Raw genomic sequence first — 21,424 nt, forward strand, 5'->3', positions numbered from 1 at the left:
GTGAGGAAGATTGGTTTTCCTGTGCCGGCCTCTTCGCGGGTGAACCCGCTCCCAGAGATTCTGCACAGCTATCGAATGCTGTGGCGTACCTGTGGGAGCGGGCATGCCCGCGAAGAGGCCGGTAAAGGCAAAACATCAATTGGCAAATGTACCTTGCAGGTGCTCGGCACGAAATTCCAGGGTCTGCGGCCGGTACCCGGACCGCAGCGGTGGCAACGGCAGGCAATCCTTCCATTCGGCTCCCGGCTGCAAGTCACCCGGCCCCCGGTAGCGCGGGGCGTTGTAGGTGCTTTCGGCCAAATTCACAGTGTCACCCGGCGCATACGCCGCCACCCGCCAGCGCAGTTCGGTCAGCGGGGCCTTGTTGCCGTTTTTCATGTGTACCTGCAACGCACGGTCGGGCGGGCATTGTTCGGGGGCATAGGCAAGGCGCAGGTCCAGGCGGGCCAGTTGCGAGGTTTCGCGGTTGTCTTGCCAGGCGACGAACAGGGCTACAAGGCCCAGGCCACATGCGGCGGCCAAGGAGATCGGCAGGGCCTTGGCCGGGTAGCGCAACAGCAGTACCAGCCAGGTAAGGATGAGGAAGGCGCCGATGATCATGGGGCTTGCAGACCTTGAATGCGCGGGGTCTGACCATCGTAGCCTGAAATGGGGGAGGGCTCAAAAGCGCGAAGCCCGCTCCCAGCCCTTGTGGGAGCGGGCTTGTCCCGCGAAAGGGCCGCAAAGCGGCCCCAAGGTTCACTTATTGCGCGATGGTCTTGACCGATACCCCACGCTCGACCGGCGTGGAGGTGCGCCCGTACACATCTTCGAAGCGCTCGATGTCATCCTCGCCCAGGTAGCTGCCGGACTGCACTTCGATGATCTCCAGCGGGATCTTGCCCGGGTTGCGCAGGCGGTGCACCGAAGCGATCGGGATGTAGGTCGACTGGTTCTCGGTCAGCAGGAACACGTTCTCGTCACAGGTGACCTCGGCAGTGCCGGACACCACGATCCAGTGTTCAGCGCGGTGGTGGTGCATCTGCAGCGACAGGCTGGCACCCGGCTTGACGGTGATGTGCTTGACCTGAAAGCGGCCGCCCATGTCCACCGAGTCGTACGAGCCCCACGGGCGATACACTTCCAGGTGGTTCTGGGTTTCAGAACGGCCCTGCTCGTCGAGGGTCTTGACCATCTGCTTGACGCCCTGGACCTTGTCCTTGTGGGCAATCATCATGGCGTCCTTGGTCTCGACCACTACGATGTTTTCAAGGCCGATCACCGACACCAGCTTGCCATTGCCGTGGATCATGCAGTTGCGGCTGTCCTGCACCACCACGTCGCCCTTGGTGACGTTGCCGTTGTCGTCCTTCTCGTGCACATCCCACAGCGACGACCAGCAGCCCACATCGCTCCAGCCGGCTGACATCGGCACCACGCAGGCGCGCTGGGTCTTTTCCATCACCGCGTAATCGATGGAGTTGTCCGGGCAGCAGGCGAAGGTGGCTTCATCGATGCTCAGCACATCGCCCTCTTCCTCGCTGCGCTCCAGGGCCAGCACGCAGGTGTCGTAGATATCGCCGTCGTGCTTTTTCAGCTCTTCGAGGAAGCGGCTGGCGCGGAACAGGAACATGCCGCTGTTCCAGAAGTAGCCACCGGCCTGGACGAATTCGGCGGCGCGCTTCTCATCGGGTTTTTCAACAAACTGCGCCACGCGTGCCACGCCCTCGGGCAGCAGGGCGTCCTGGCTGGAGCGGATGTAGCCGTAGCCGGTTTCCGGCTTGGTCGCCGGCACGCCGAACAGCACCATTTCGCCACGCTCGGCGGCGATGGTGGCCAGGGCCAGGGCGCGCTGCAGGGCCTTCTGGTCGTCGATCACGTGGTCGGCGGGCAGCACCAGCATCAGCTCGTCGCGGCCTTCGTTGATCAGTTTCATGGCGGCCATGGCCACGGCCGGCGCGGTGTTACGGCCGAACGGCTCCATCAGGATGCCTTGGGTTTCCAGCTTCAGCGCAGCCAGCTGTTCCTGGACGATGAACTTGTGGTCCTTGTTGCAAACCACGATCGGTGTGTCCATGCCTTCGAACGCCAGGCGCTCGATGGTTTGCTGGAACAGGGTGTGTTCGCCGGTCAGGGCCAGGAACTGCTTGGGGAACTGCTTGCGCGACAGAGGCCACAGACGCGAACCGCTACCACCAGAAAGAATTACCGGGATCATCATGTTTCTCCAATAGTCGTTAAAGGCAGGGGATCAGTTGCTAGCCACGGGGCGAGTTACCCACACCGGCGACAAGGCGTTGCCGGAACCGGTTACGTACAGCACGGCGGCTTCGCCGCGCTCCAGGGCGACGGGTTTCACGTCGCCCACTTTCTTGTCACCTTGGTACAGCGCCAGGTTGACCTTGACCGGGTTGATTTCGCGTTCGCCACGGCCGTTGGCGGCCACCGGCTTGACCACTTCGGTCTTGCCGTCGGCGGTTTTCAGGGTCAGCTGCTGGTCGCTCAGGTTCTGCACGCGCACCAGGGCTTTCTGCTTGTTCTTGAACGGTGGTTCTTCGATCAGCTGCGGGTTGCCGGTGCCGCTGTTGACCAGGGTGTAGTACTTGTCCGAGGCCAGCTTCACCGGCACGCTCTTGCCGCCGACCTGGGCGGTGTAGTCACCGCCTGGCAGGAAGCTGAAGTCGCTGCTGGCCTGGGCGCCAACCTGCTTGATCTGGGTGTTGCCGACCGACGCGGCAGCCGGTGCGCTGGCTGCGTTGTACAGGCGCACGAAGGTCGAGCCTTTCGGTGCGCTAGGGCCGTACAGGGCGGCGTCGGCACCGGCGAAGGCCTGCATCGAAGCAAGGGAAAGGCCGGCCGCGAGGGTGAGGGCTTTGGCAATGGAAGTCTTGGTAGTCATGTGCATTTCCTCTCTATCGTTCAGTGGTTCGTCCGGGTGGACGACAAGGCCAGGTTTTCTTCGGATTTACGGGCGTTTTTCAGCTGGGCGATCCACTGCGGATCGAAGCTGCTGAGGTCGTTTTTCATGGGCAGATAACGTTCGGGGAATTCCCACACCACCACTTGCGGTGCGGCGTTCTTGAAGGCATCGCTTTGCAGGTACTTGAGCATCGGCAGCAATGGGCCGTGGCCGTCTTCGGCGTAGTTGGCGACGTCGCTGCGCAGGGCCTGCTGCAGCGCGCCAAGGAAGTTCCAGTGCGGGTTGGCGCTGTAGCTGGTGCCCACCAGTGCGACCGGGATCTCGTTGTTGGCGAACAGTGCATCGTCGCCTTCACCCTCGGCTTGCGCCGGTCGGGTACTGCGTTGTTGCAGGTTGTCCGGGGGCGGCAGCAGGTTGCTGAACAGCGGGTCCAGTGGCAGGAAGTTGGTCAGGTCGCCTTTGTAGGGCGCGGTGCTGCCGGCTTCGGTGACGAAGGATTGCGGGTCACCGTTGAGCAGGTTCTGCCGGCTTACCGCCTCGGCCAGGGCCTGGGCGGCGACTTCGGCGCCCATCGGTGTCCAGTGGGTGTCGGTGCGCAGGAATACCTGGCCACGCGCCTTGGCTTGTTCCATGGCCGCTTGCAGGTCCGGGGCGAACACGTTGGCCTGGCGCACTTGGGCATGGAACTGGTTGTACAGGTCATCGTGCAGGCTGGCCGGCTGCTCCTTGCCCAGGTATTCCGAATAGAGGCGCGCCTTGGCCGGGATGATCGCCAGCACCAGCTGGCTACCGTGCTGCTGCAAGGTGTCGCGCACGCCACGAATCAGTGCCAGGTTTTCCTGCATCAGTTGTTCGGCGCCAGCCGTGGGCTTGAACTCTTCGTCGCTGAACAGCCATTGGTCGCGGCCCAGCACCACACCGGGGCGGCCCTCGTTGAACAACTTGAAGTCCATGGCCGCCCAAAGGTTGGTGCCCAGGCGCTTGATCGGGAATTCGGCGTCGTAGTGGGTCTCGGCGGCCTTGGCCAGCTTGCCGTTGAGCAGGGTCATCTGCTCGGTGCGCTGAAAGCTTTGCAGGCCACCGGTGGACCACACGCCCATGCCCACCAGCAAGCCGAGGAACGACAGGGAGTAAGTGATGCGTAATGTACGGTTCATGTCATCGGCCTCAGAACTGGAAGTACAGGAACGGCGAGTAGCTCTGCGCCGAAAGCTTGAGGATCGAGGCCACGAACAGCAGCAGCACCAGGGCGCGGGTCATCACCCGGGTCCAGTCCAGGCCAATCGAACCGTCGTTGTTGACCTGCACCGGGGTGGCCTGGGGCGTTGGCTTGGCATTGCGGTAGAAATCACGCAGGCCGAAGAACGCCAGGGAGAGGTAGGCGACGATCAGGGTGGCCACTTGCAGGCCGGTAAGCTGGGCGCTGTTGAGTTCCGACAGCTGCCAGTCGCCAAAGCTGAACATGGCGCCGTACATGCGGCCGGCCACATGCAGGTTCTCGGCGCGGAAGATCACCCAGCCAACCACCACCAGCAGGAAGGTGAAGGCCCATTTGACCGGGTTGAAGCGCTGCGGGTTGGTGTCGAGGCCCAGCGCACGCTCGATGGCCAGCCACATGCCGTGCCAGGCGCCCCAGATGATGTAGGTGAAGTTTGCGCCGTGCCACAGGCCGCCCAGCAGCATGGTCAGGAACAGGTTGCGGTAGGTGTTGAAGGTGCCTTTGCGGTTACCGCCCAAGGTGATGTACAGGTAGTCGCGCAGCCAGGTCGACAGGCTGATGTGCCAGCGCCGCCAGAACTCGGTGATCGACTGGCTGATATACGGCTGCTTGAAGTTCTCCATGAAGCGGAAGCCCATCATCAGGCCCAGGCCGATGGCCATGTCGCTGTAGCCGCTGAAGTCGAAGTACAGCTGCGCGGTGTAGGCCAGCGCCCCTAGCCAGGCATCACCGGTGGTCGGGTTTTGCAGGGCGAAGCAGTGGTCGGCGACCACGGCCAGGGTATCGGCGATGAACACTTTCTTGATGAAGCCCTGCATGAAGCGGGTGCAGCCTTCGGAGAACTTGTCCAGGGTGTGGGTGCGGTTGTTGAACTGGTCGACCAGGTCCTTGAAGCGCAACACGGGGCCGGCGATCAGGTGCGGGAAGATCGCCACGAATGCTGCGAAGTCGATCAGGTTGCGGGTAGCCGGGGTGTCGCCGCGGTACACGTCGATGATGTAGCTGATCGACTCGAAGATATAGAACGAGATACCGATCGGCAGCAGCACGTGGGTGAGGATGAACGGCTCCAGGCCGAACGAGGTCATGATCGCGTTCAGGCTGTCGACGCCAAAGTTGGCGTACTTGAAGTAGCCGAGAATGGCCAGGTCGACGCCCACGCCGAGCAGCAGCCAGCGCTGGGCCGGTTTGGTACGTACGCCGGCGGCACCCACTTTGAGGCCTATCCAGTAGTTCCACAGGGTGACCCCGGCAAACAGGGCCAGGAAGTCCACCCGCCACCAGGCATAGAAGATGTAGCTGGCGACCAGCAGCAGCAGGTTGCGATAGCGTTGCCCGCTCAAGTAGTACAGGCCGAGGAAGATCGGCAAGAACAGGAACAGGAACACGTTGGACGAGAAGACCATCCCGGTTCTCCTAATTTGTTCACAGCATCCAGGGCAAAGCGCCCCCCAAACCCCCCACGAAATGGTGGGAGATACCTAGTCCCCTGTAGGAGCGGGTTCACCCGCGAAGAGGCCGGCACAGGGCACCGCAGATGGCAGGCCTGGCCCTTTCGCGGGTAAACCCGCTCCTACAGGGATGGTGTTACTTTTTACGTTCTGCACTCGGGTCGTAGACCCGGGTCACATCGCCCCCCAGCCGGAAGCTGTTGAACGGCTGCATGTGCTGCTTGCGGTCAAGCGTGTCGCCGACACAGTGATAAAGCGCACACCAGGGCTCGAGCCAGGCGTACTTGCCGTCGACCTTGAGGTCGGTCATGTCCTGTTTCTCACCCGCGCGCGCCTTGAAGTGGCTGGGGTCGCGTGCACCGGCCAGTACACCTTCGCCGAGGCGCTGCAGGGCAAAGTTGTTCTCGCTGCGCAGGTCGACGTTGTTGGCCTGGGCGAAGCTGGCAATCATCGCCAGCGGCGGCAGGGCGTAGTTGTGGTAGGCCAGCGCACGCTGCTTGCGCTTGATTTCGTTGGGCAGGAAGCCCTGGTCATCGATCTGGTTGGCGCCCACCTTGTATTCCTTCACGGCCCAGTCGAACAGGTCGCGACGGTCGGTGGCCACGGCGGTTGCCATGACCGACCAGGCCGCCCAGTAGCTGTGGTTGTTGATCTTCTCCAGCGGCAGGTCGCTCCAGTCGCGCACGGTCTGCTCGGCCAGGCGGGCGAACCATTTTTCGATCAGCTCGGCCTCGGCGCGGTGCGCGGCCAGCGGCTGCGAGTTGGAAAACTTCAGGCGCAGCCAAGAACCGCTCATGCTGCCCAGCGCCCATTTGCGCATCGACTTGCCGGTGTGGTTGTAGTCGGTGGACAGCAACGCATCGGCGCGCGCCCAGGTGCCCAGCCACGCCAGGGTGCAGTCCAGCTGCGCCGGGCGGCCGTCGCGCATGTACTGGCCAACCATCTTGCTCACGCCTTTCTCAAGGGTGGTGATGTCTTCGGTCGACTTGCGAAAGGCCTTTTCCGAGGCCGCGTTGAGCGTCGCCCGTGCCTTGTCCGACCCTTCGTACTTGCTGCGAAACTGCAGCGCACCGGTGTAGGGCTTGGGCGCTGCTTCACAGCGGAAGTTGCCATCGCTGGTCTTGAGTTTTTCGATCCCCTCGTAGTAACCCTGGGGTGGTACCAGCGCGGCGTGCGCGGCACCGCCAAACAGGGCCAAGGCGAGCAGGGCGGGGCTTGAGATTCGCTTGAACATGGTCATGGGTCGCCTCACTGGCCGGCCTGCGCGGTCTGCGCAGGCACGGCGAAGTTGTTGCGTTTGCAGAGCTTGGCCTCGACCTTCTGGGTGCCGCTTTCCGGCCCCTGTACCTCGAACGCCAGCAGGCTCTGGCTGGCCCAGTCCTCGTCTTCGCGCATCTGGAAGACAAAGCGGCCATCAGTGTCGGAGGTTTCCGGTTTTTCCAGCTTGATGTCCTCGTGGCGGCCGTTGAGGTACCAGAGCGTGGCCTGCAGCACCTTCACCGACGGGTCTTCGAACTTGACGTCCATCTGCAGGTTGCGGTTGATCAGGTCTTTGATCACGCCGCCCTTGCCGTTGACCATCAGCTCGTTCTTGCCGGGCTTGAGGGTGGTGCTGGCGCTCATCAGGGCCGGGCGGTCGTCGCAGCCGTCATCGAGCAGGCCAAGGATTTGCCGCCAGATGGTTTCCTGGTCCAGGCGGTACAGCGGGGAGAATTCCCACACCAGGATCTTCGGCGGGTTCTTCTGGAATTCCTCGCTGCCCAGGTACTGGATCATCGAGCCTTCCAGGCCACCGCCAGGGAAGGCGACGTTGAGCACGTCGGCGCCGATGTATTGCTCGAGGAAGCCCGAGAAGTTGTAGTTCTTGCCACTGTGGCTGGTGCCGACCAGGGTGATCTGCGCATTGCCGCCGTCACCGAACAGGTCATCGCCGCCGCTCGAGCCTTTCGGTTCGGTGGCGAACTGGTCCATGTACTGCACGGCGTAGCTGGTGCCGCACAGTTGGCCGGCAACGTTGTGCAGGGTGCCGGTCTTGCCCATGCGCCCGGACTTCTTCGTCTCGAATTCCTTGCGCGGGATGCCTTCGAAGGCCGGCATCTTGTGCACGGTGTCGGCCACGATCTTTGCTGCGCGCTCGGCGCCATACGGCGTCCAGTGCTGGTCGCCACGGAAGTAGAAGTCCTTGCCCTGGTCGGCGGCGGCCAGTTGCTCGTTGGTCAGCGGCGACAGGTCGGGCACGTTGTAGCCCATGCTGGCGAAGCGCTTGAGCATGGCCTGGTAGTTGCCCAGGGCCTTCTGGTAGTCGAAGGCGGCTTTCTCGGCCGGGTTGAGCATGTTGCGGTTCACCAGGCCACGGGTCGGCTGGTACACCACCACCAGCTCCACGCCGCGCTTCTTGAACGCGTCGTGCACTTGCTGCAGGCGCTTGTAGCCCGCGGGGGTGGTGTTGAACTCGGTGCGCAGGTCTTCGCGGGTACGGAACAGCCAGTCGCCCTTGGCCTGCACCAGCGTGGTGAAGTTCTGCTGGTAGCGAGTGGTGTAGCGGCTGGCGTCGTGCGCTTCGGGGCACAGCTGGCAGCAAGGTTCGGCGCTGAAGGTGGGGGCCTTCACTTCGTCGGCGCGCACGCCTTGGCTGATCGCCAGAAGGGCGGCGGACAGGCCCAGCAGTTTCATCAGGTGTGGGGTCATGGTCTGGGCTTCCTTAATCGATCATTTCGGTCTGGCGTTCGACCGGGTCGATCAGCACAGCTTTTTGCTGGCGCACCAGCAGGTCGAGGATTTCGTCCTGGCGCTCGCCCAGCACACCATTGAGGCTGATGCCGCTGGCCTTGCGTGGGGCGAGCATGGACACCTTGTACAGCTCGACCGACAGCGGCGAGTCGATCGACAGCGGGCCGGAGCCGTTGGCCGCCAGCTCGCCACCCACTACGATCAGCGACACCTTGGTGTCGAACGGGTCGAGGGCGATGTCGCGGTCGGTGTCGGACAGGTCCTTGATGTGGCCGTATACGCCGACCAGGCCGTTGGCCATGGCGACGTTTTCGTACAGGCGAATGTTCACGCTGTTACGCACGCGGATGCCGTGGCGGCGGTTGTTGATCAGCTTGTTGCCCCAGATCAGGTTGTCGCCGCTTTCGTACAGGGTGATGCCGTCGGTGTGGTTGCGGTAGATCTCGTTGTAGGCCACCAGGTTGTTGACGCTGTTACGGTCGATCACCACGCCCGAGAGCTTGTTGTCGTAGCTCTTGTTGTTGATGATCCAGCTGTCGTTCACCTCACGCGAAACGATGATGCCGTGCTTCTTCTTGGTGCCGTATACCGTGTTGCCGGCGATGATGAGGCGGTGCGAACGGTCGTGCGGGTCGATGCCGTAGACGATGTTGTCGCGGTAGGTACTGTCCTTGACCACGAAGTCCTGGGTCTCGTAGCAGTAGAAGCCGTACCACATGTCGCTGAACTCCGAGCCGATGATCCAGCCGGTGGGTTCCGGGCGGCCCATGCGCTTGGCCATGTTGGGCGTGTACTGCGAAATGCTCACGCCATACGACTTGGACTTGGCATAGCCGAAGCTGGCCATCTTGGTATTGACGATGTAAGTCTCGGTACCGCCCCACGACAGCAGGAACGGGCGGAATTCCTTGGGCGAGCGGAAGGTGGCCGGGCCGTTGTCCTTTTCGCGCCAGCCGGTCACCTGGGTATCGGTGACGAACAGCTTGCCGTCATTGACCAGGAACGAACCGCCTTCCTGGGACAGGCGCAGCTGTTTGACCTTGCCGTCGATCTCGAGGATGCCCTTTTGCCCGACCACGATTGGCAGGCGTGCCAGGTAAACCCCTGGCTCGACCTCGCTGAGGTATTGCCTGGGTACCTTCTTGCTCAGCTCGACCAGGTCGATATGGCCGTCATCGACGAAGATTGCCTGCGGGATGCCGTGCTGGCGCTGCACCCACTCGGCTGCCTTGTTGTCGCCGCCGACGAACTCCTTGAGGGTGTCTTCCTGGAACATGCGGCGCAGGCTGACCTTGCCTTTGTGGCGGCGGTCGATCTTCTTCTGCACCGCTTCGGCGGTGAAGCCAGTCAGGTCGGGCAGCTTTGGCGGGTCCATCTGCAGCGGCTCGATCGGTGCGCTGGCCACGGTGTAGGTCTTGGCCTGCTGCAGCTCCTTGGCGATCACCTGGGGCTCTGCGGCAGCGACCAGGCCGCTGGCCAGCAGCAAGGCGCTGGCCAAGAGGCTGTGTCGTAAGTGCGGGTGAAGGTTCATAACGGTCAGTCCCCTACCGGCCTCAGAAGCGCCAGATCACATCGACGAAGGCGCGGTGCATGTACGAGTCCGCTTCCTTGCCGTAGGCATCGCCCGGCTTGAACACACCGGCACGCAAGCGCACCAGGGCGGACGGTTCGTCGATGGCCTGGCTCATCGAAGCCGGCAGCAGGCCCTGCTTGAAGTACTTGGTCACGACCACGTCCATTTCCTGGCCAAGGTCTTTTTCGCCGTCGACCAGCTGGCGGCTGATGCCGTTGTCGTTGACGGCTGCGTTGATGCCGCTGGAGCCGATGTTCTGGTTACCGTCGACGCGCCAGAACTTGTGGTAGATCAGGCTGGCGTCGTAGTCGTCGCGCAGTTGCCAGGAGGCGAAGAGCGTGGCGGCCTGCAGGTTGCCCAGCTCGCCGCGGAAGGCTTCGCCAAAGCGGTGCACGCGCGAACGGGTGCCGGTGAAGTTGGAGCGGTTGCTCTCAAGGCCGGTCTGCTCGAAGTTGTTCGAGCCGTCGTCGCCACCACCGCCGCTGCCACGGGCGTAAGCCGCACCGACCTGCCATTGCGGGTCCAGGCGCAGGCGGATGCCGAGGTCAGTGGCCCAGGCATTGACGTCGCCGCTCTGTTTGCCGGTGGCAACCTGGTCGTCGCCTACGGCCTGGCTGCTGAGCTTGTCGCGGTCACCGGTCAGCCAGGTGACGCTGCCCCAGTAGTTGACGGTGTGGTCGTTGCGCCAGTTGTAGGCGTCGCTGTTGGCTTCAAGGCCCAGCCAGGTCAGGTCGCCGGTGCGGGTCTTGTCCAGCGCATCGACGGTTTCGCCCGGGTTCTTCAGGCTGCCGCTGTCATGGGTGTGGTGGGCCCGTACGCCCACCCAGTGGCCAGGGGTCCACTGCGTGGCGACGTTGCCGTAGATGTGCGTGCGGTCCTTGTCTTCCGGGGCCAGCTCGGTGAGGTCGGTGCGGTACTCGCTGAAGCGCTGGGCAACGCCCAGGTCGGCCTTGAGCAGGGTGGTGTCGAAGGTCCAGTTCAGCGCTTCGATGTTGGTGTCGCGCCACATGCCATCGTCGCTGCGCAGGCGCTGGCGACCGAAGCGCAGTTGCTCGCCCGGGTAGGCGGTGAGGCCGCTGTAGCCAACCCAGAACTCACGCATGGCCAGGTAGCTTTTGTCTGGCTGGCGGCTGTCTTCGCCGGTGTCGGTGGTGCTGCCGTCGTCGTTCTGGCGCAAGGTGTCGGTTTCGATCGTGTCGGTGGCTGCGACCGCCTGGCCCATGGCATAGGCGCTCCAGTTGCCGCGCTCGCCGTACACCCATGGGCGCAGGTCCAGGCCCAGGCCATTGACGTCGCCGCCAGGGCGGGTGCCCAGGTCACGGTCGTCTTCCGACTGGCCGGTGATTTTCACGTCCAGGCCGAAGTTTTTATCGGCGGTCATTTCCGCCAGGGTCGGGCAGGACCACAGCAGGGCGAAGCTCAGGCCGATGCCGGCTTTCACGAAGGGATTGAGCGTCATAGCGAGTCCTCACCGTCTACTTCTTCTTCGTCGTCCTGCAGGGCTTCGAGGGCCAGGGTGCTATTTGCGCCCTGCGCCATGCTGCCGCGTGCACGCTTCTCCTGGTCCAGCAGTTGCTGGGCCTGGCTGCGCTGGTCAGGGGTCAGTTGCTGGTCGAGCTGCTGGAGCATTTCTGTCGATTGCGGCGTCGGGTTGGCCTGGGACAACTGCGCGAACACCCAGGCATTGCCCGGTTGCGGGCGGATGCCGTGGCCTTCGCTGAACAGCTGGGCCAGCGCATAGTCGGCGCTGTTCTGCCCGCCACGGGCGGCGGCCAGCAGGTTGTCTACGGCCTTCTGCGGCTCGACATTGCCCAGGTAGCCGCGGCGGTACAGCTGGCCCAGGTAGTAATGGGCGCTGATTTCACCGGCGTCGGCGGCGGCTTGCAGGTGTTGCTCGGCTTTTTTGGCGTCGGCTGGCAGGGTTTTGCCTTCGTAGTACAGGCGGCCCAGCAACAGTTCGGCGCGTGGCTGTTCGGCTTCGCGGCCCTTGTCGATGTAGGCCAGCAACTGGTCGGTGCCGCCCAGCTCGGGGAAGTCGTACACCAGTTGCGCCAGGCTGACCCAGGATGCCGGGTTGCTTGGGGCCACCTGCTCAAGCAGGTCCTTGGCGGTTTTTTCATCGGTCTGGCCGAGGCTGCGATCGGCCAGTACCCGGGCAACGCTGTCGACCCGGGTGGCCGGCACTGCGCCACGGGCGTAGGCAGATTTCAGCTGGGTGAGCAGGGCGGCTTGCTGGTCGGCCTGCGCACGCTTCTGGTACACGGTGGCCAGTTCGACGTAGCAGATGTCGGTGGTGTTCAGTGCGGCCTTGCAGATTTTCTCCACGTCGCCCAGGTGCTGGTCGTAGGTGCCCTGGGTGCGGTACAGCAGCACCTGGGCCAGGCCCGCTTCCGGGTTGCCGGCGGCGCGCCACTGGTCGATCTGCTGCTGCGCGTTGACCTTGGGGAAGCTCTGCGGGTAGCTGAGGTAAAGCATGGCCAGCGGGATCAGGGTATTGCTTTCGCCCTGTTTCGCGGCCTGCTTGAGCAGGGTTTCGGCTTCCTCGCGTTCGGCCTGGGTGCTGTCGGGCTTGGCCACCAGCAGGCGGCCAAGGCGCGCCTGGGCACGGGGCGAGGTAGCGGCCGCGGCGCGGTAGGTGGCCTCGGCTTCCTTGATTTGCGACGGGTCGCGGGTGGCTACCTTGATGTCCGCCAGGCCCACTTGCGCTTCGCTGTAGCCCAGGTCGGCCAGGGCCTTGTAGTTGCGCTCGGCCAATGCCGTGTCGCCGCGCTTCATGGCTTCGTTGGCCAGGCGCTGGTCGGGCAGGCCTGCACAGCCGGCCAGGGTGATGGCAGCAGCCAGGGCACACAGGCCCAGGCTTGCGCGCTTGTTGTAGGGAATCATGCGGTGATCCTCTTACAGGCCACGGGCCACGGCTTTGTCGATCAGCCAGTTCATTGACGGGCCACGGTCGCTGTTGACCGCTGCCGGGCGGCCGGCGAGTTCGGCGGGCATGCCGCTGTCGGGCTTGATCTGCACGCGGATGTCGGAGGACAGGTCTTCGCTGTTGAGGCTGGTGCTGCTGACGATCTGGCCGGTGCGCACTTCGTCTTCGCCGGCGACCTGGAAGTTGACCCGGGTACCTGGCTTGACCTCGTCGAACTGGCGGTAGCTGAAGCGCGCCTCGACCATTGGCGTGGTGGTGCGCGGGATCAGCTGGAAGATCGCCTGGCCCTTGGCTGCGTACTGGCCATCGTCCACCAGCTGGCGGGCGACCACGCAATCGCAGGGGCTGGTGAGGGTGCCAGACAGCTGCTTGCCGAACAGTTCCTCGATCTTCGCCGGTTCCAGCTGCGCGTCGTCCAGGTTGCCCTTGAGCATGTCCAGCATGCTGGTGGTGAAGCTGGCCAGTGGTGCGCCCTTGGCGATCTGCCCACCGCTTTCGATGAGGCTGCTCACGGTGCCGTCGCGCGGCATGGTGACAGTGGTGGTCGGTACCGCGACGACACCGGCTTCGGCATGGCTGACGAAGTACATGCCGTACAGCGACTTGGCGACGAAGCCGAAAGCAGCGACGCCGACCACGAATACGCCGAGGGTAACGGTGACCGCCTTGAGTCGGCCGAAGGCGCTCAGGCCCGAACCACCGTCCTTCTGCTTGCGTGCCTTGGTGAAGTTGTCGCGCTGCAGGGTGCTGAGCACATCACCGATGCTGATCAGCTCACCCGACAGGTGGCTGGTGATGATGTGCCGCAGCGTGGCGATGTCGCGTGGTTCAAGGTTCTGGAACTGCGCACCGGTACGGCCGTTGCTCGGGTTGTACGAGCGCACCTGGAACTCGATGTCGATCGACAGGCCCAGGTTGTCGACCACGAACTGCAGCCGACCGCGCAGTACGTCACCCACCGACAGTTGCTGCTTGGTGTGAAAGCTCAGGCCACCTGCGGAAAGGTCGTCGACCTTCACTTCGTGGGTTTGGCGCTGGGCGTCCAGGAAACGCAGCTTGGCGGGAATGCGCACCCGGGCATGTTGGCGCTGGGCTTCGGACTCATGCACGACATTGACGTTCACGGCGGTATTCATGGTGGTTTGTTCCTGTTAGATCCGATCCGGGTTGGGCTCACACGACCATGAACAGCACAGCAACGAAGATGCTGGCAGCCGAGAAGGTCATGGTCCGCGAGGACCAGGTGTTGAACCATTGTTGAAAGCTGGCGAGGTCACGCTTGAGGGCAGTGGGCTGACGCGTCCACGACTGCTTGTCGAGGCGGAAGAACACGTAGATCTTCATCAGCGCGCCGATGATCTGGTTGTAATAGAGAATCAGCGGGTAGGCCGGGCCCACGTTGTGGCCGGAGCACAGCAGCATGATGGTGAGGATCAGGCGGGTGATGCCGATCCACAGCAGGTACACCAGCAGGAAGGCCATGCCGAACTTGAGGCTGGCGATCACCGCCACAGTCAACCCCAGCAGGCTGGTCCACATCGACACGCGCTGGTCGAACAGCACGATGCTGGTGAACAGCCCCAGACGGCCCAGGCCCAGGCCCAGCGCACGGGAGTTCTGCCGCAGGTTGTTGCCGTACCAGCGGTACATCAGCTTGCGGCTGGCCTTGAAGAAGCTCTTTTCGGGCGGGTGCTCGACCGTGTTGATGGCGGCGTCCGGCACGTAGAAGGTGTCGTAGCCCAGGCGCATCAGGCTGAACCAGCTGGACTTGTCGTCACCGGTAAGGAACTTGAAGCGGCCCAGGCGCCAGTGCATCAGCGAGTCGCTTTCGACGTCGGCGATGAACTCGGGGTTGGTCACCACGCTTGCGCGGAACATCGACATGCGCCCGGTCATGGTCAGCACGCGCTTGGACAGGGCCATCGAGCACATGTTGATGTGGCGCTGGGCGAAGCGCAGCTTGTGCCACTCGCTCATGATGTAGCCGCCACGTACTTCGCAGAACTCGTTGGTGGTCAGGCCGCCGACGTTGGGGAACAGCTTGAACCACGGCACGGTCTTGCGTACCACGCCATCGGCCAGCACGGTGTCGCCGTCGATCACGGCCACCACGGCGTTTTCGTCCGGCAGCATGCGCGAGATGGCGCGGAAACCATAGGCCAGGCCATCGCGTTTGCCGGTACCGGCAATGCGCACGATGTCCAGCTTCACATGGGCCGGCGGGTTGTACTTGGCCCACAGGCTCTTCACCAGCAGTTCATCGGACATCTCCACCAGCGAGCAGACCACGGTGGTGGGGAAGCCGCAGTTGATCGCTTCGCGGATCACCGAGCTGTACACCTGGGCAGTGGTCAGCGCCTCGATACGGAAGCTGGTCACCATCAGGTAGACATGCGACGGGTCGGTGGCATCGCCCATTTTCTGCACCTTGCGGCGCAGGTACGGGTACACGCCGTAGAGGAAGATCATGCCGCGGATGAAATGGGTGGCGCCCATGGAATAGCGCCAGATGCCGACTGCGCCGACCAGGAAGATGAAGTGCTTCGATTGCGAGTCGAAGATATCGGCTGGCAGGGCCAGGGCGATCAGCATGAGCAGGCTCATGTAGAGCAGCCACCCGGCGCACTGCAACAGCACGGTCTGGAGCCTTTGCATGTTCAGCATCCGTCGAGAATTCGGGAAAGGGTGGGCGGCGCAGGCTCGCCTGCGTCGCCCGGCCGAGGGCTTACCAGCAGATGCCTTCGGTACGGCTGGTGGTGCAGGACGGGTTGCTCATGAAGCCAACCAGGTCGATCACCTGCTTGCCGGCCGGCGCTTGCTGGGCCAGCGCGCGGAACTGCTCGTCACGGTTGCCGAGGACGATGATGTCGGCGTTGTCGATCACCTGCTGGAAGTCGGCATTGAGCAGCGACGACACGTGCGGGATTTTCGACTCGATGTAGTCCTTGTTGGCGCCGTGTACACGGGCGTACTGAACGTTCTCGTCGTAGATGTCCAGTTGGTAGCCCTTGCCGATCAGGCGCTCGGCCAGTTCCACCAGCGGGCTTTCGCGCAGGTCGTCAGTACCGGCCTTGAAGCTCAGGCCAAGCAGGGCGACCTTGCGTTTGTCGTGGGCTTCGATCAGCTCGAAGGCGTTCTGCACCTGCGATTCGTTGCTGCGCATCAGCGAGTCCAGCAGCGGTGCGCGCACGTCGAGGCTGGCGGCACGGTAGGTGAGGGCGCGCACGTCCTTGGGCAGGCAAGAACCGCCGAAGGCGAAGCCGGGGCGCATGTAGTACTGGGACAGGTTCAGCACCGTGTCCTGGCAGACCACGTCCATCACCTCACGGCCATCGACGCCTACCGCCTTGGCGATGTTGCCGATTTCGTTGGCGAAGGTGACCTTGGTGGCGTGCCACACGTTGCAGGTGTACTTGATCATCTCGGCCACTTCGATCGGCTTGCGAATGACCGGGGCGTCGAGTTCTTCGTACAGGGCTTGCAGGATGTCGCCGCTGGCGGTGTCCAGTTCGCCGATGACGGTCATCGGTGGCTGGTCGTAGTCCTTGATCGCGGTGCTTTCACGCAGGAATTCCGGGTTGACCGCGACACCGAAGTCGACGCCGGCTTTTTTGCCCGAGCAGTCTTCGAGGATCGGGATGACCACGTTCTTGACGGTACCCGGCAGTACGGTGCTGCGCACCACGATGGTGTGGCGGCGGGTGGTGTCGCGCAGTACGTAGCCGATTTCACGGCACACCGACTCGATGTATTCCAGGCCCAGGTCGCCGTTTTTCTTGCTGGGGGTACCCACGCAGATCATCGACACGTCACTGGCGCGGATGGCTTCGGCGAAGTCGGTAGTGCCGCGCAGGCGGCCATTGGCGATGCCCTGTTGCAGCAGTGCTTCCAGGCCAGGTTCGACGATGGGCGACTTGCCCTGGTTGATCAGGTCGATCTTGGTGCTGGACACGTCCACACCGATCACTTCATGGCCACGCGCCGTCAGGCAGCCTGCACAGACTGCACCTACATAACCCAAACCAAAGATGCTGATACGCATCACTATCACCTCATGTGTTTATCACGCCGACGCCTCCGCAGAGAGCCGGGCTGGGTTGATTAACAACAGTTTTCGGGCGCACGGATCCATGGCGAATGCACACTTCGCCGCGCGCAGGCAAAATAAATCCGGAGCGCAAAAAGTTATGCACTCAAAGTTGGCAGTAAAAAGCCATTCATTAAAAAACGTGCCCTGAAATGCAGCCGTCTTTATTGCAATGCGCTACTTGGCGCGTTGCTGTGCTTGTTTTTTCAAGTGGATAAATCCTTTGAAATCAACCACTAGGACGATGTGTAAGGGACGCTTCTCTCCTGCGTGGACACGGTTTTCGGGGGTTCCCGTTATACCTGTCGAATTTATCAGGGCGGGCAGTGGATACCTGCCGCTGTCATCTGTAAGTCATCTCTCACAGCCCGTAGGCAGGAAATTCGTTACGGCACTATGAGCGATTGGCCGTAGGAGAAGTTCCTGAGTGAGTTTCGCCCGGATGAAAGATTTCTAAATATTTATTCAGTTGTGGACAGTTTCAATTTGATAGCACGCGGGTGTTTCACCCCCGTGTATCAAGGGTGTAACTGTTACGAGATATTTTTATGCCAGCATCTGAAAATTTTTTTCAGAATTCGTCAAAAAAGGTATGAACGGTCTTATGGCGTTTGGCGATAAAGGTATGGGTGGTGGTTTTTTGGCGCCGAAATCGTGACATGGTGGCGATTTGCAGCGAGCCCCATTGCAGGGCGGAGGGGTGTTTCAGGGCAGCAGGCACTTCGCGCCTAAAGCCGCTTCCACTGATGGAGCGCTGGCCGGGAGCTCAGCGCGTGTCATGTGGGAGCGGCTTTAGCCGCGAAGAGGGCGCCACAGGATCACTCCGAGGGATGATCCCGCAAAAACACCAGATGGTCCGGCTTTGACTGCTCGGCACTGTAGTAGTACCCCTGCACGTCGAACTGCTTGAGCTGTTCCGGGTCGCTGATGCGTTGCTGGATGACGAAGCGGCTCATCATGCCGCGGGCTTTCTTGGCGTAGAAGCTGATGATCTTGTACTGGCCGTTCTTCAGGTCCTTGAAGTCGACATTGATCACCCGGGCCTTCAGCGCGCTGCGTTTCACTGCACTGAAGTACTCGTTGCTGGCCAGGTTCAGCAGCACGTCATCCCCCTGTTCGGCCAGGGCCTGGTTCAGCCATTCGCTGATGCGTGTGCCCCAGAAGGCATACAGGTCCTTGCCGCGGGCGTTGGCCAGTTTGGTGCCCATTTCGAGGCGATAGGGTTGCATCAGGTCCAGCGGACGCAGCAGGCCGTACAGGCCCGAGAGCATGCGCAGGTGGTCTTGCGCGTAGCTGAAGTCTTCCTCACCCAGGCTCTCGGCGTCGAGGCCGGTGTACACATCACCCTTGAACGCCAGCAGGGCCTGCTTGGCATTGGCCGGGGTGAAGTCCGGGGTCCAGCTGCCGAAGCGGGCGGCGTTAAGGCCGGCGAGCTTGTCGGACAGGTGCATCAGCTCGCTGATCTGCGCCGGCGACAGTTCGCGCAGCTGCTGGATCAGTGCCTGGGAGTCGTCCAGGTACTGGGGCAGGGTGAAACGCTCGGTCACAGGCGGGGTGTCGTAGTCGAGGGTCTTGGCGGGGGAAATCACCGTCAGCATCGGGTCGGCTCCTGGCATCATTGGCCGAGGATTCTACGGGCTGGGCGGTGCAAGTCCAAACTATGCCGACGATAGTCACAGACCATGGCGGGTGCAGGCGCTATAGTTCGCGTTTTGCCGTTGCGGAGCCTTCCACCGTGCGCATTGCCTTTGCCTTGCTGGCTGCTCTGCTGAGCCTGGCCGTGCAAGCCGCCCCATTACCCCAGGTAAGCCTGGACCGCAGCCTGTGGCCCGAGCAACTGAACAGCCCGGCGTTGTTCGATGTGGCCTCGCGGGCCGAGATTCTCTCGTTTGCTCAGGTGCTGCATGAAAGCGAATTGCTGGACGACGCGGCGTTGGCCGCGCGGCTGGGGTTGCGGCAGGTCAACCTGCAGAAGGTGCGACTGGTGCGCGCGCGCATGTGGCAGAGGCTGTGGCAGGGGTATGAGCAGGCGCAGCGCAGCTGCGAGCAGGATGCCTCATTCTGCTACCCAATAACATCAATGGCGGATTTGCGCACGCAAGCGGCAACTTTCGCTGCCGATGTCGGCACGTTCTATACAAACTGGATCGAGCCAAGCCACCAGTTCCATGTGCGTTACCTGGACGAGCAACTGCGCAAGGCGGCGTTGCTGCCGCAGACCAGCAGCGAGGTGGAGCGGCTGTCTGCCCGGGAGCGCAATGGCGATGAACTGAACGACCGTATGTTCCTGCTGACCTTCGTCGGCGGCCCGGGGCCAGAGGGTGGCAACACCGATCTGCTTGCCGACTACCTGCGCCGGCAGAAGCTTGAAGGCACATTCTTCGTGTTGGGGAACCGCTTGCAGCAGCGCCGTGACGCCGGGGCGGCAAATGCCTTGCGCCAGCTCTACCGCGGCCAGTGTGTGGGCATTCAGGGTTGGGAATACCGTTCCCATGCCCAGTGGACGGAGTGGCAGGACTCGTTGCGGCGCAGCCAGGCACGGGTGCAGGCCGACTTGCCGGCAGCGTATGTGCCGTTGTTCCGGCCACCCTACGGGCAGCGTCGGGCCGATGGCGAGGCGTTCATGGCCAGCCAGCAGCTGCGGGTGTCGTTGTGGGATATCGATGCACTAGACGATGGCGCATTGAGCGCAGAGGCATCGGCACAGCGGGTGCTGACCCTGATGCTGCTGTGGCGCAAGGGCGTGATCCAGCTCCATGACAGCCTGCCCAAGGCCCAGCCAGCGGTGGAATGGTTGCTGCGCAACACTGCCCAGAGCGGCATTGGCTGGGCGGATTGCCGGGAATATGCTTATCGCGAAGAGGGGGTATGACTTCTGAGCGTAGCCCCGTCTGGCTTCGCCGCCAAGGCTTGTTCATCAATCAGAAAAATAAACTTCAAAACACATAAAAATACTTTTTTCGTTCATCGTTTTTGCGGTATGAAGAAACCAGACAGCCGATTCCTGCAGCACAGGTGGCGTCATCCAGGCCCACCTAGCCAGGTTCGCTTCCCGGCCGTAACAACGCGGATTCGGGGAGAACGGTAGTCACTCTGCGGCGCAACAGACCGCGCCGTGTGGCTTCGACATAAGGTGACCCGAGTATGGATGACCAAGGACGCAACCCTTCCTCCAGCAAGCCAATCCTGTATGTGCTCGATACCAACGTCCTGATTCACGACCCCAATGCGTTACTGAACTTCGAGGAGCACCATGTCGCCATCCCGATGACGGTGCTGGAGGAACTCGACAAGCTCAAGACCGGCAAACAGACCATCGCCGCCGAATGCCGCCAGGCCATCCGCCTGATCGACCAGACCCTGGGCGACGCTTCGCCCAGCGATGTTGAGCAGGGCGTGCCGATCCAGCGCAACAAGAGCGGGCCCAAGGGCTTCCTGTCCATCCTGATGACCCCGCGCAACGAGCCTAACAAGCTGCTGCCGGAAAACCTCAACGACAACATCATCATCAACCAGCTGCTCGAAGTACGGGCGCGGCGCAGCGACCTGGACGTGGTGCTGGTCACCAAAGACATCAACATGCGCCTGAAGGCGCGCGCCTGTGGCATAGCGGCCGAGGACTACAGCACTGACCAGCTGGTGGATGACGTGTCCTTGCTGTCCAAGGGCTACCATTCGGTCACCGGCTCGTTCTGGGACCGCGTCAGCAAGGTCGATACCCGTCAGGAGCGCGGCCGCACCTGGCATCGGGTGCAGATGATCGACAACCTGCCTGCGGTGCACATCAACGAGTTCATCATCGATGAGCAGGGCTTTGTCGGCTGGATCAAGGGCATCCGCAACGATGAGCTGTTGTTGCTCGACCTGCACCAGGAGCCACTGCTGCACCAGGAAGCCTGGGGGCTGAAACCTCGCGACATCCACCAGAGCCTGGCGCTGTTCGCGTTGCTCGACCCGGATATCCACCTGGTCAACCTGACCGGCGCGGCCGGGTCCGGCAAGACCATCCTGGCCCTGGCCGCGGCCATCGAGCAGACCATGGTCAGCAAGCGCTACCGGCGCATCATCGCCACCCGCAGCGTGCAGGGGCTGGACCAGGAAATCGGCTTCCTGCCGGGCACCGAGGCCGAGAAAATGGAGCCTTGGCTGGGCGCCATCACCGACAACCTCGAAGCCTTGCACATGGATGACGAAAGCACCCATGGCAGCGTCGAGTACATCCTCGAGCGCGTGCCGTTGCAGTTCAAGTCGCTGAACTACATCCGAGGCCGTAGCTTCCAGCAGAGCCTGATCCTGATCGACGAGTGCCAGAACCTGACGCCGCACCAGATGAAAACCATCATCACCCGTGCCGGCTCCGGGTCCAAGGTGGTCTGCCTGGGCAACCTGGCGCAGATCGACACCCCCTACCTGTCCGCGACGAGCTCGGGCCTGACCTACCTGACCGAGCGCTTCAAGGACTTCCCCCATGGCGTGCACATTACCCTGCAGGGCGTGCCACGCTCGGTGCTGGCCGAGTACGCGGAGTCGCATCTGTAA

Annotated in this window: 16 protein-coding genes; 2 read left to right on the forward strand and 14 right to left on the reverse strand. The window is 62.6% G+C overall.

Going from position 1 to position 21,424, the window contains the following annotated elements:
* Positions 1–135 precede the first annotated feature (135 nt).
* The 14 genes from N805_RS26675 to yaaA form a co-directional block, all read right to left on the reverse strand.
* Positions 136–600, reverse strand: coding sequence for a hypothetical protein (locus N805_RS26675; protein WP_019470590.1), 465 nt, complete (start codon positions 598–600; stop codon positions 136–138).
* A 142-nt stretch (positions 601–742) separates the two neighbouring features.
* Positions 743–2,197 (reverse strand): mannose-1-phosphate guanylyltransferase/mannose-6-phosphate isomerase, encoded by a 1,455-nt coding sequence (locus tag N805_RS26680; RefSeq protein ID WP_026034365.1) that lies wholly within the window; start codon positions 2,195–2,197, stop codon positions 743–745.
* 33 nt (positions 2,198–2,230) lie between these two features.
* A complete protein-coding gene (locus tag N805_RS26685) occupies positions 2,231–2,878 on the reverse strand; it encodes an alginate O-acetyltransferase AlgF (protein WP_016489019.1) in 648 nt (215 codons plus the stop codon).
* Between the two features lie 20 nt (positions 2,879–2,898).
* Positions 2,899–4,056, reverse strand: a complete 1,158-nt coding sequence (locus N805_RS26690) for an alginate O-acetyltransferase (protein ID WP_019470592.1) — start codon at positions 4,054–4,056, stop codon at positions 2,899–2,901.
* 10 nt (positions 4,057–4,066) lie between these two features.
* Positions 4,067–5,524, reverse strand: coding sequence for an MBOAT family O-acyltransferase (locus tag N805_RS26695; protein ID WP_019470593.1), 1,458 nt, complete (start codon positions 5,522–5,524; stop codon positions 4,067–4,069).
* A gap of 181 nt (positions 5,525–5,705) precedes the next feature.
* Positions 5,706–6,809 carry a mannuronate-specific alginate lyase gene (locus N805_RS26700; RefSeq protein WP_019470594.1) on the reverse strand — a complete coding sequence of 368 codons (1,104 nt, stop codon included), beginning with the start codon at positions 6,807–6,809 and terminating at the stop codon, positions 5,706–5,708.
* Positions 6,810–6,817: 8 nt separating this feature from the next.
* Positions 6,818–8,257: an alginate O-acetyltransferase gene (locus N805_RS26705; protein ID WP_019470595.1), complete on the reverse strand. Its 1,440-nt coding sequence runs from the start codon at positions 8,255–8,257 to the stop codon at positions 6,818–6,820.
* 13 nt (positions 8,258–8,270) lie between these two features.
* The gene (gene algG / locus N805_RS26710; RefSeq protein ID WP_019470596.1) at positions 8,271–9,830 is read right to left on the reverse strand and encodes a mannuronan 5-epimerase AlgG; all 1,560 of its coding nucleotides are present in this window, start codon (positions 9,828–9,830) and stop codon (positions 8,271–8,273) included.
* 22 nt (positions 9,831–9,852) lie between these two features.
* Positions 9,853–11,331 (reverse strand): alginate export family protein, encoded by a 1,479-nt coding sequence (locus N805_RS26715; RefSeq protein ID WP_019470597.1) that lies wholly within the window; start codon positions 11,329–11,331, stop codon positions 9,853–9,855.
* A complete protein-coding gene (gene algK / locus N805_RS26720) occupies positions 11,328–12,755 on the reverse strand; it encodes an alginate biosynthesis TPR repeat lipoprotein AlgK (protein ID WP_026034366.1) in 1,428 nt (475 codons plus the stop codon). Before algK ends, N805_RS26715 begins: the two co-directional genes overlap by 4 nt.
* Positions 12,756–12,767: 12 nt before the next feature.
* Positions 12,768–13,934, reverse strand: coding sequence for an alginate biosynthesis protein Alg44 (locus N805_RS26725; protein ID WP_019470598.1), 1,167 nt, complete (start codon positions 13,932–13,934; stop codon positions 12,768–12,770).
* A gap of 37 nt (positions 13,935–13,971) precedes the next feature.
* Positions 13,972–15,453 carry a glycosyltransferase family 2 protein gene (locus N805_RS26730; protein ID WP_033691995.1) on the reverse strand — a complete coding sequence of 494 codons (1,482 nt, stop codon included), beginning with the start codon at positions 15,451–15,453 and terminating at the stop codon, positions 13,972–13,974.
* Positions 15,454–15,523: 70 nt separating this feature from the next.
* Entirely contained in the window at positions 15,524–16,840 is a 1,317-nt protein-coding gene (locus N805_RS26735) for a nucleotide sugar dehydrogenase (RefSeq protein ID WP_019470600.1), read from the reverse strand.
* Between the two features lie 863 nt (positions 16,841–17,703).
* Entirely contained in the window at positions 17,704–18,483 is a 780-nt protein-coding gene (yaaA, locus tag N805_RS26740) for a peroxide stress protein YaaA (protein WP_019470601.1), read from the reverse strand.
* 137 nt (positions 18,484–18,620) lie between these two features.
* On the opposite strand from yaaA, the gene N805_RS26745 reads away from it, so the two are divergent.
* Together N805_RS26745 and N805_RS26750 are read left to right on the forward strand one after the other, a co-directional pair.
* The gene (locus N805_RS26745; RefSeq protein ID WP_019470602.1) at positions 18,621–19,757 is read left to right on the forward strand and encodes a polysaccharide deacetylase family protein; all 1,137 of its coding nucleotides are present in this window, start codon (positions 18,621–18,623) and stop codon (positions 19,755–19,757) included.
* A 272-nt stretch (positions 19,758–20,029) separates the two neighbouring features.
* The gene (locus N805_RS26750) at positions 20,030–21,424 is read left to right on the forward strand and encodes a PhoH family protein (RefSeq protein WP_019470603.1); all 1,395 of its coding nucleotides are present in this window, start codon (positions 20,030–20,032) and stop codon (positions 21,422–21,424) included.

The organism is Pseudomonas putida S13.1.2 (genome assembly GCF_000498395.2).
GTDB lineage: Bacteria > Pseudomonadota > Gammaproteobacteria > Pseudomonadales > Pseudomonadaceae > Aquipseudomonas > Aquipseudomonas putida_Q.

What these genes read in the sequence shown, in the direction of transcription:
- N805_RS26730 (WP_033691995.1), bottom strand. Translation starts at nt 15,453, where the DNA reads ATGCAAAGGCTCCAGACCGTGCTGTTGCAGTGCGCCGGGTGGCTGCTC.
- N805_RS26675 (WP_019470590.1), bottom strand. Translation starts at nt 600, where the DNA reads ATGATCATCGGCGCCTTCCTCATCCTTACCTGGCTGGTACTGCTGTTG.
- algG (WP_019470596.1), bottom strand. Translation starts at nt 9,830, where the DNA reads ATGAACCTTCACCCGCACTTACGACACAGCCTCTTGGCCAGCGCCTTG.
- N805_RS26695 (WP_019470593.1), bottom strand. Translation starts at nt 5,524, where the DNA reads ATGGTCTTCTCGTCCAACGTGTTCCTGTTCCTGTTCTTGCCGATCTTC.
- N805_RS26685 (WP_016489019.1), bottom strand. Translation starts at nt 2,878, where the DNA reads ATGACTACCAAGACTTCCATTGCCAAAGCCCTCACCCTCGCGGCCGGC.
- yaaA (WP_019470601.1), bottom strand. Translation starts at nt 18,483, where the DNA reads ATGCTGACGGTGATTTCCCCCGCCAAGACCCTCGACTACGACACCCCG.
- N805_RS26700 (WP_019470594.1), bottom strand. Translation starts at nt 6,809, where the DNA reads ATGACCATGTTCAAGCGAATCTCAAGCCCCGCCCTGCTCGCCTTGGCC.
- algK (WP_026034366.1), bottom strand. Translation starts at nt 12,755, where the DNA reads ATGATTCCCTACAACAAGCGCGCAAGCCTGGGCCTGTGTGCCCTGGCT.
- N805_RS26735 (WP_019470600.1), bottom strand. Translation starts at nt 16,840, where the DNA reads ATGCGTATCAGCATCTTTGGTTTGGGTTATGTAGGTGCAGTCTGTGCA.
- N805_RS26725 (WP_019470598.1), bottom strand. Translation starts at nt 13,934, where the DNA reads ATGAATACCGCCGTGAACGTCAATGTCGTGCATGAGTCCGAAGCCCAG.
- N805_RS26690 (WP_019470592.1), bottom strand. Translation starts at nt 4,056, where the DNA reads ATGAACCGTACATTACGCATCACTTACTCCCTGTCGTTCCTCGGCTTG.
- N805_RS26715 (WP_019470597.1), bottom strand. Translation starts at nt 11,331, where the DNA reads ATGACGCTCAATCCCTTCGTGAAAGCCGGCATCGGCCTGAGCTTCGCC.
- N805_RS26680 (WP_026034365.1), bottom strand. Translation starts at nt 2,197, where the DNA reads ATGATCCCGGTAATTCTTTCTGGTGGTAGCGGTTCGCGTCTGTGGCCT.
- N805_RS26705 (WP_019470595.1), bottom strand. Translation starts at nt 8,257, where the DNA reads ATGACCCCACACCTGATGAAACTGCTGGGCCTGTCCGCCGCCCTTCTG.
- N805_RS26750 (WP_019470603.1), top strand. Translation starts at nt 20,030, where the DNA reads ATGGATGACCAAGGACGCAACCCTTCCTCCAGCAAGCCAATCCTGTAT.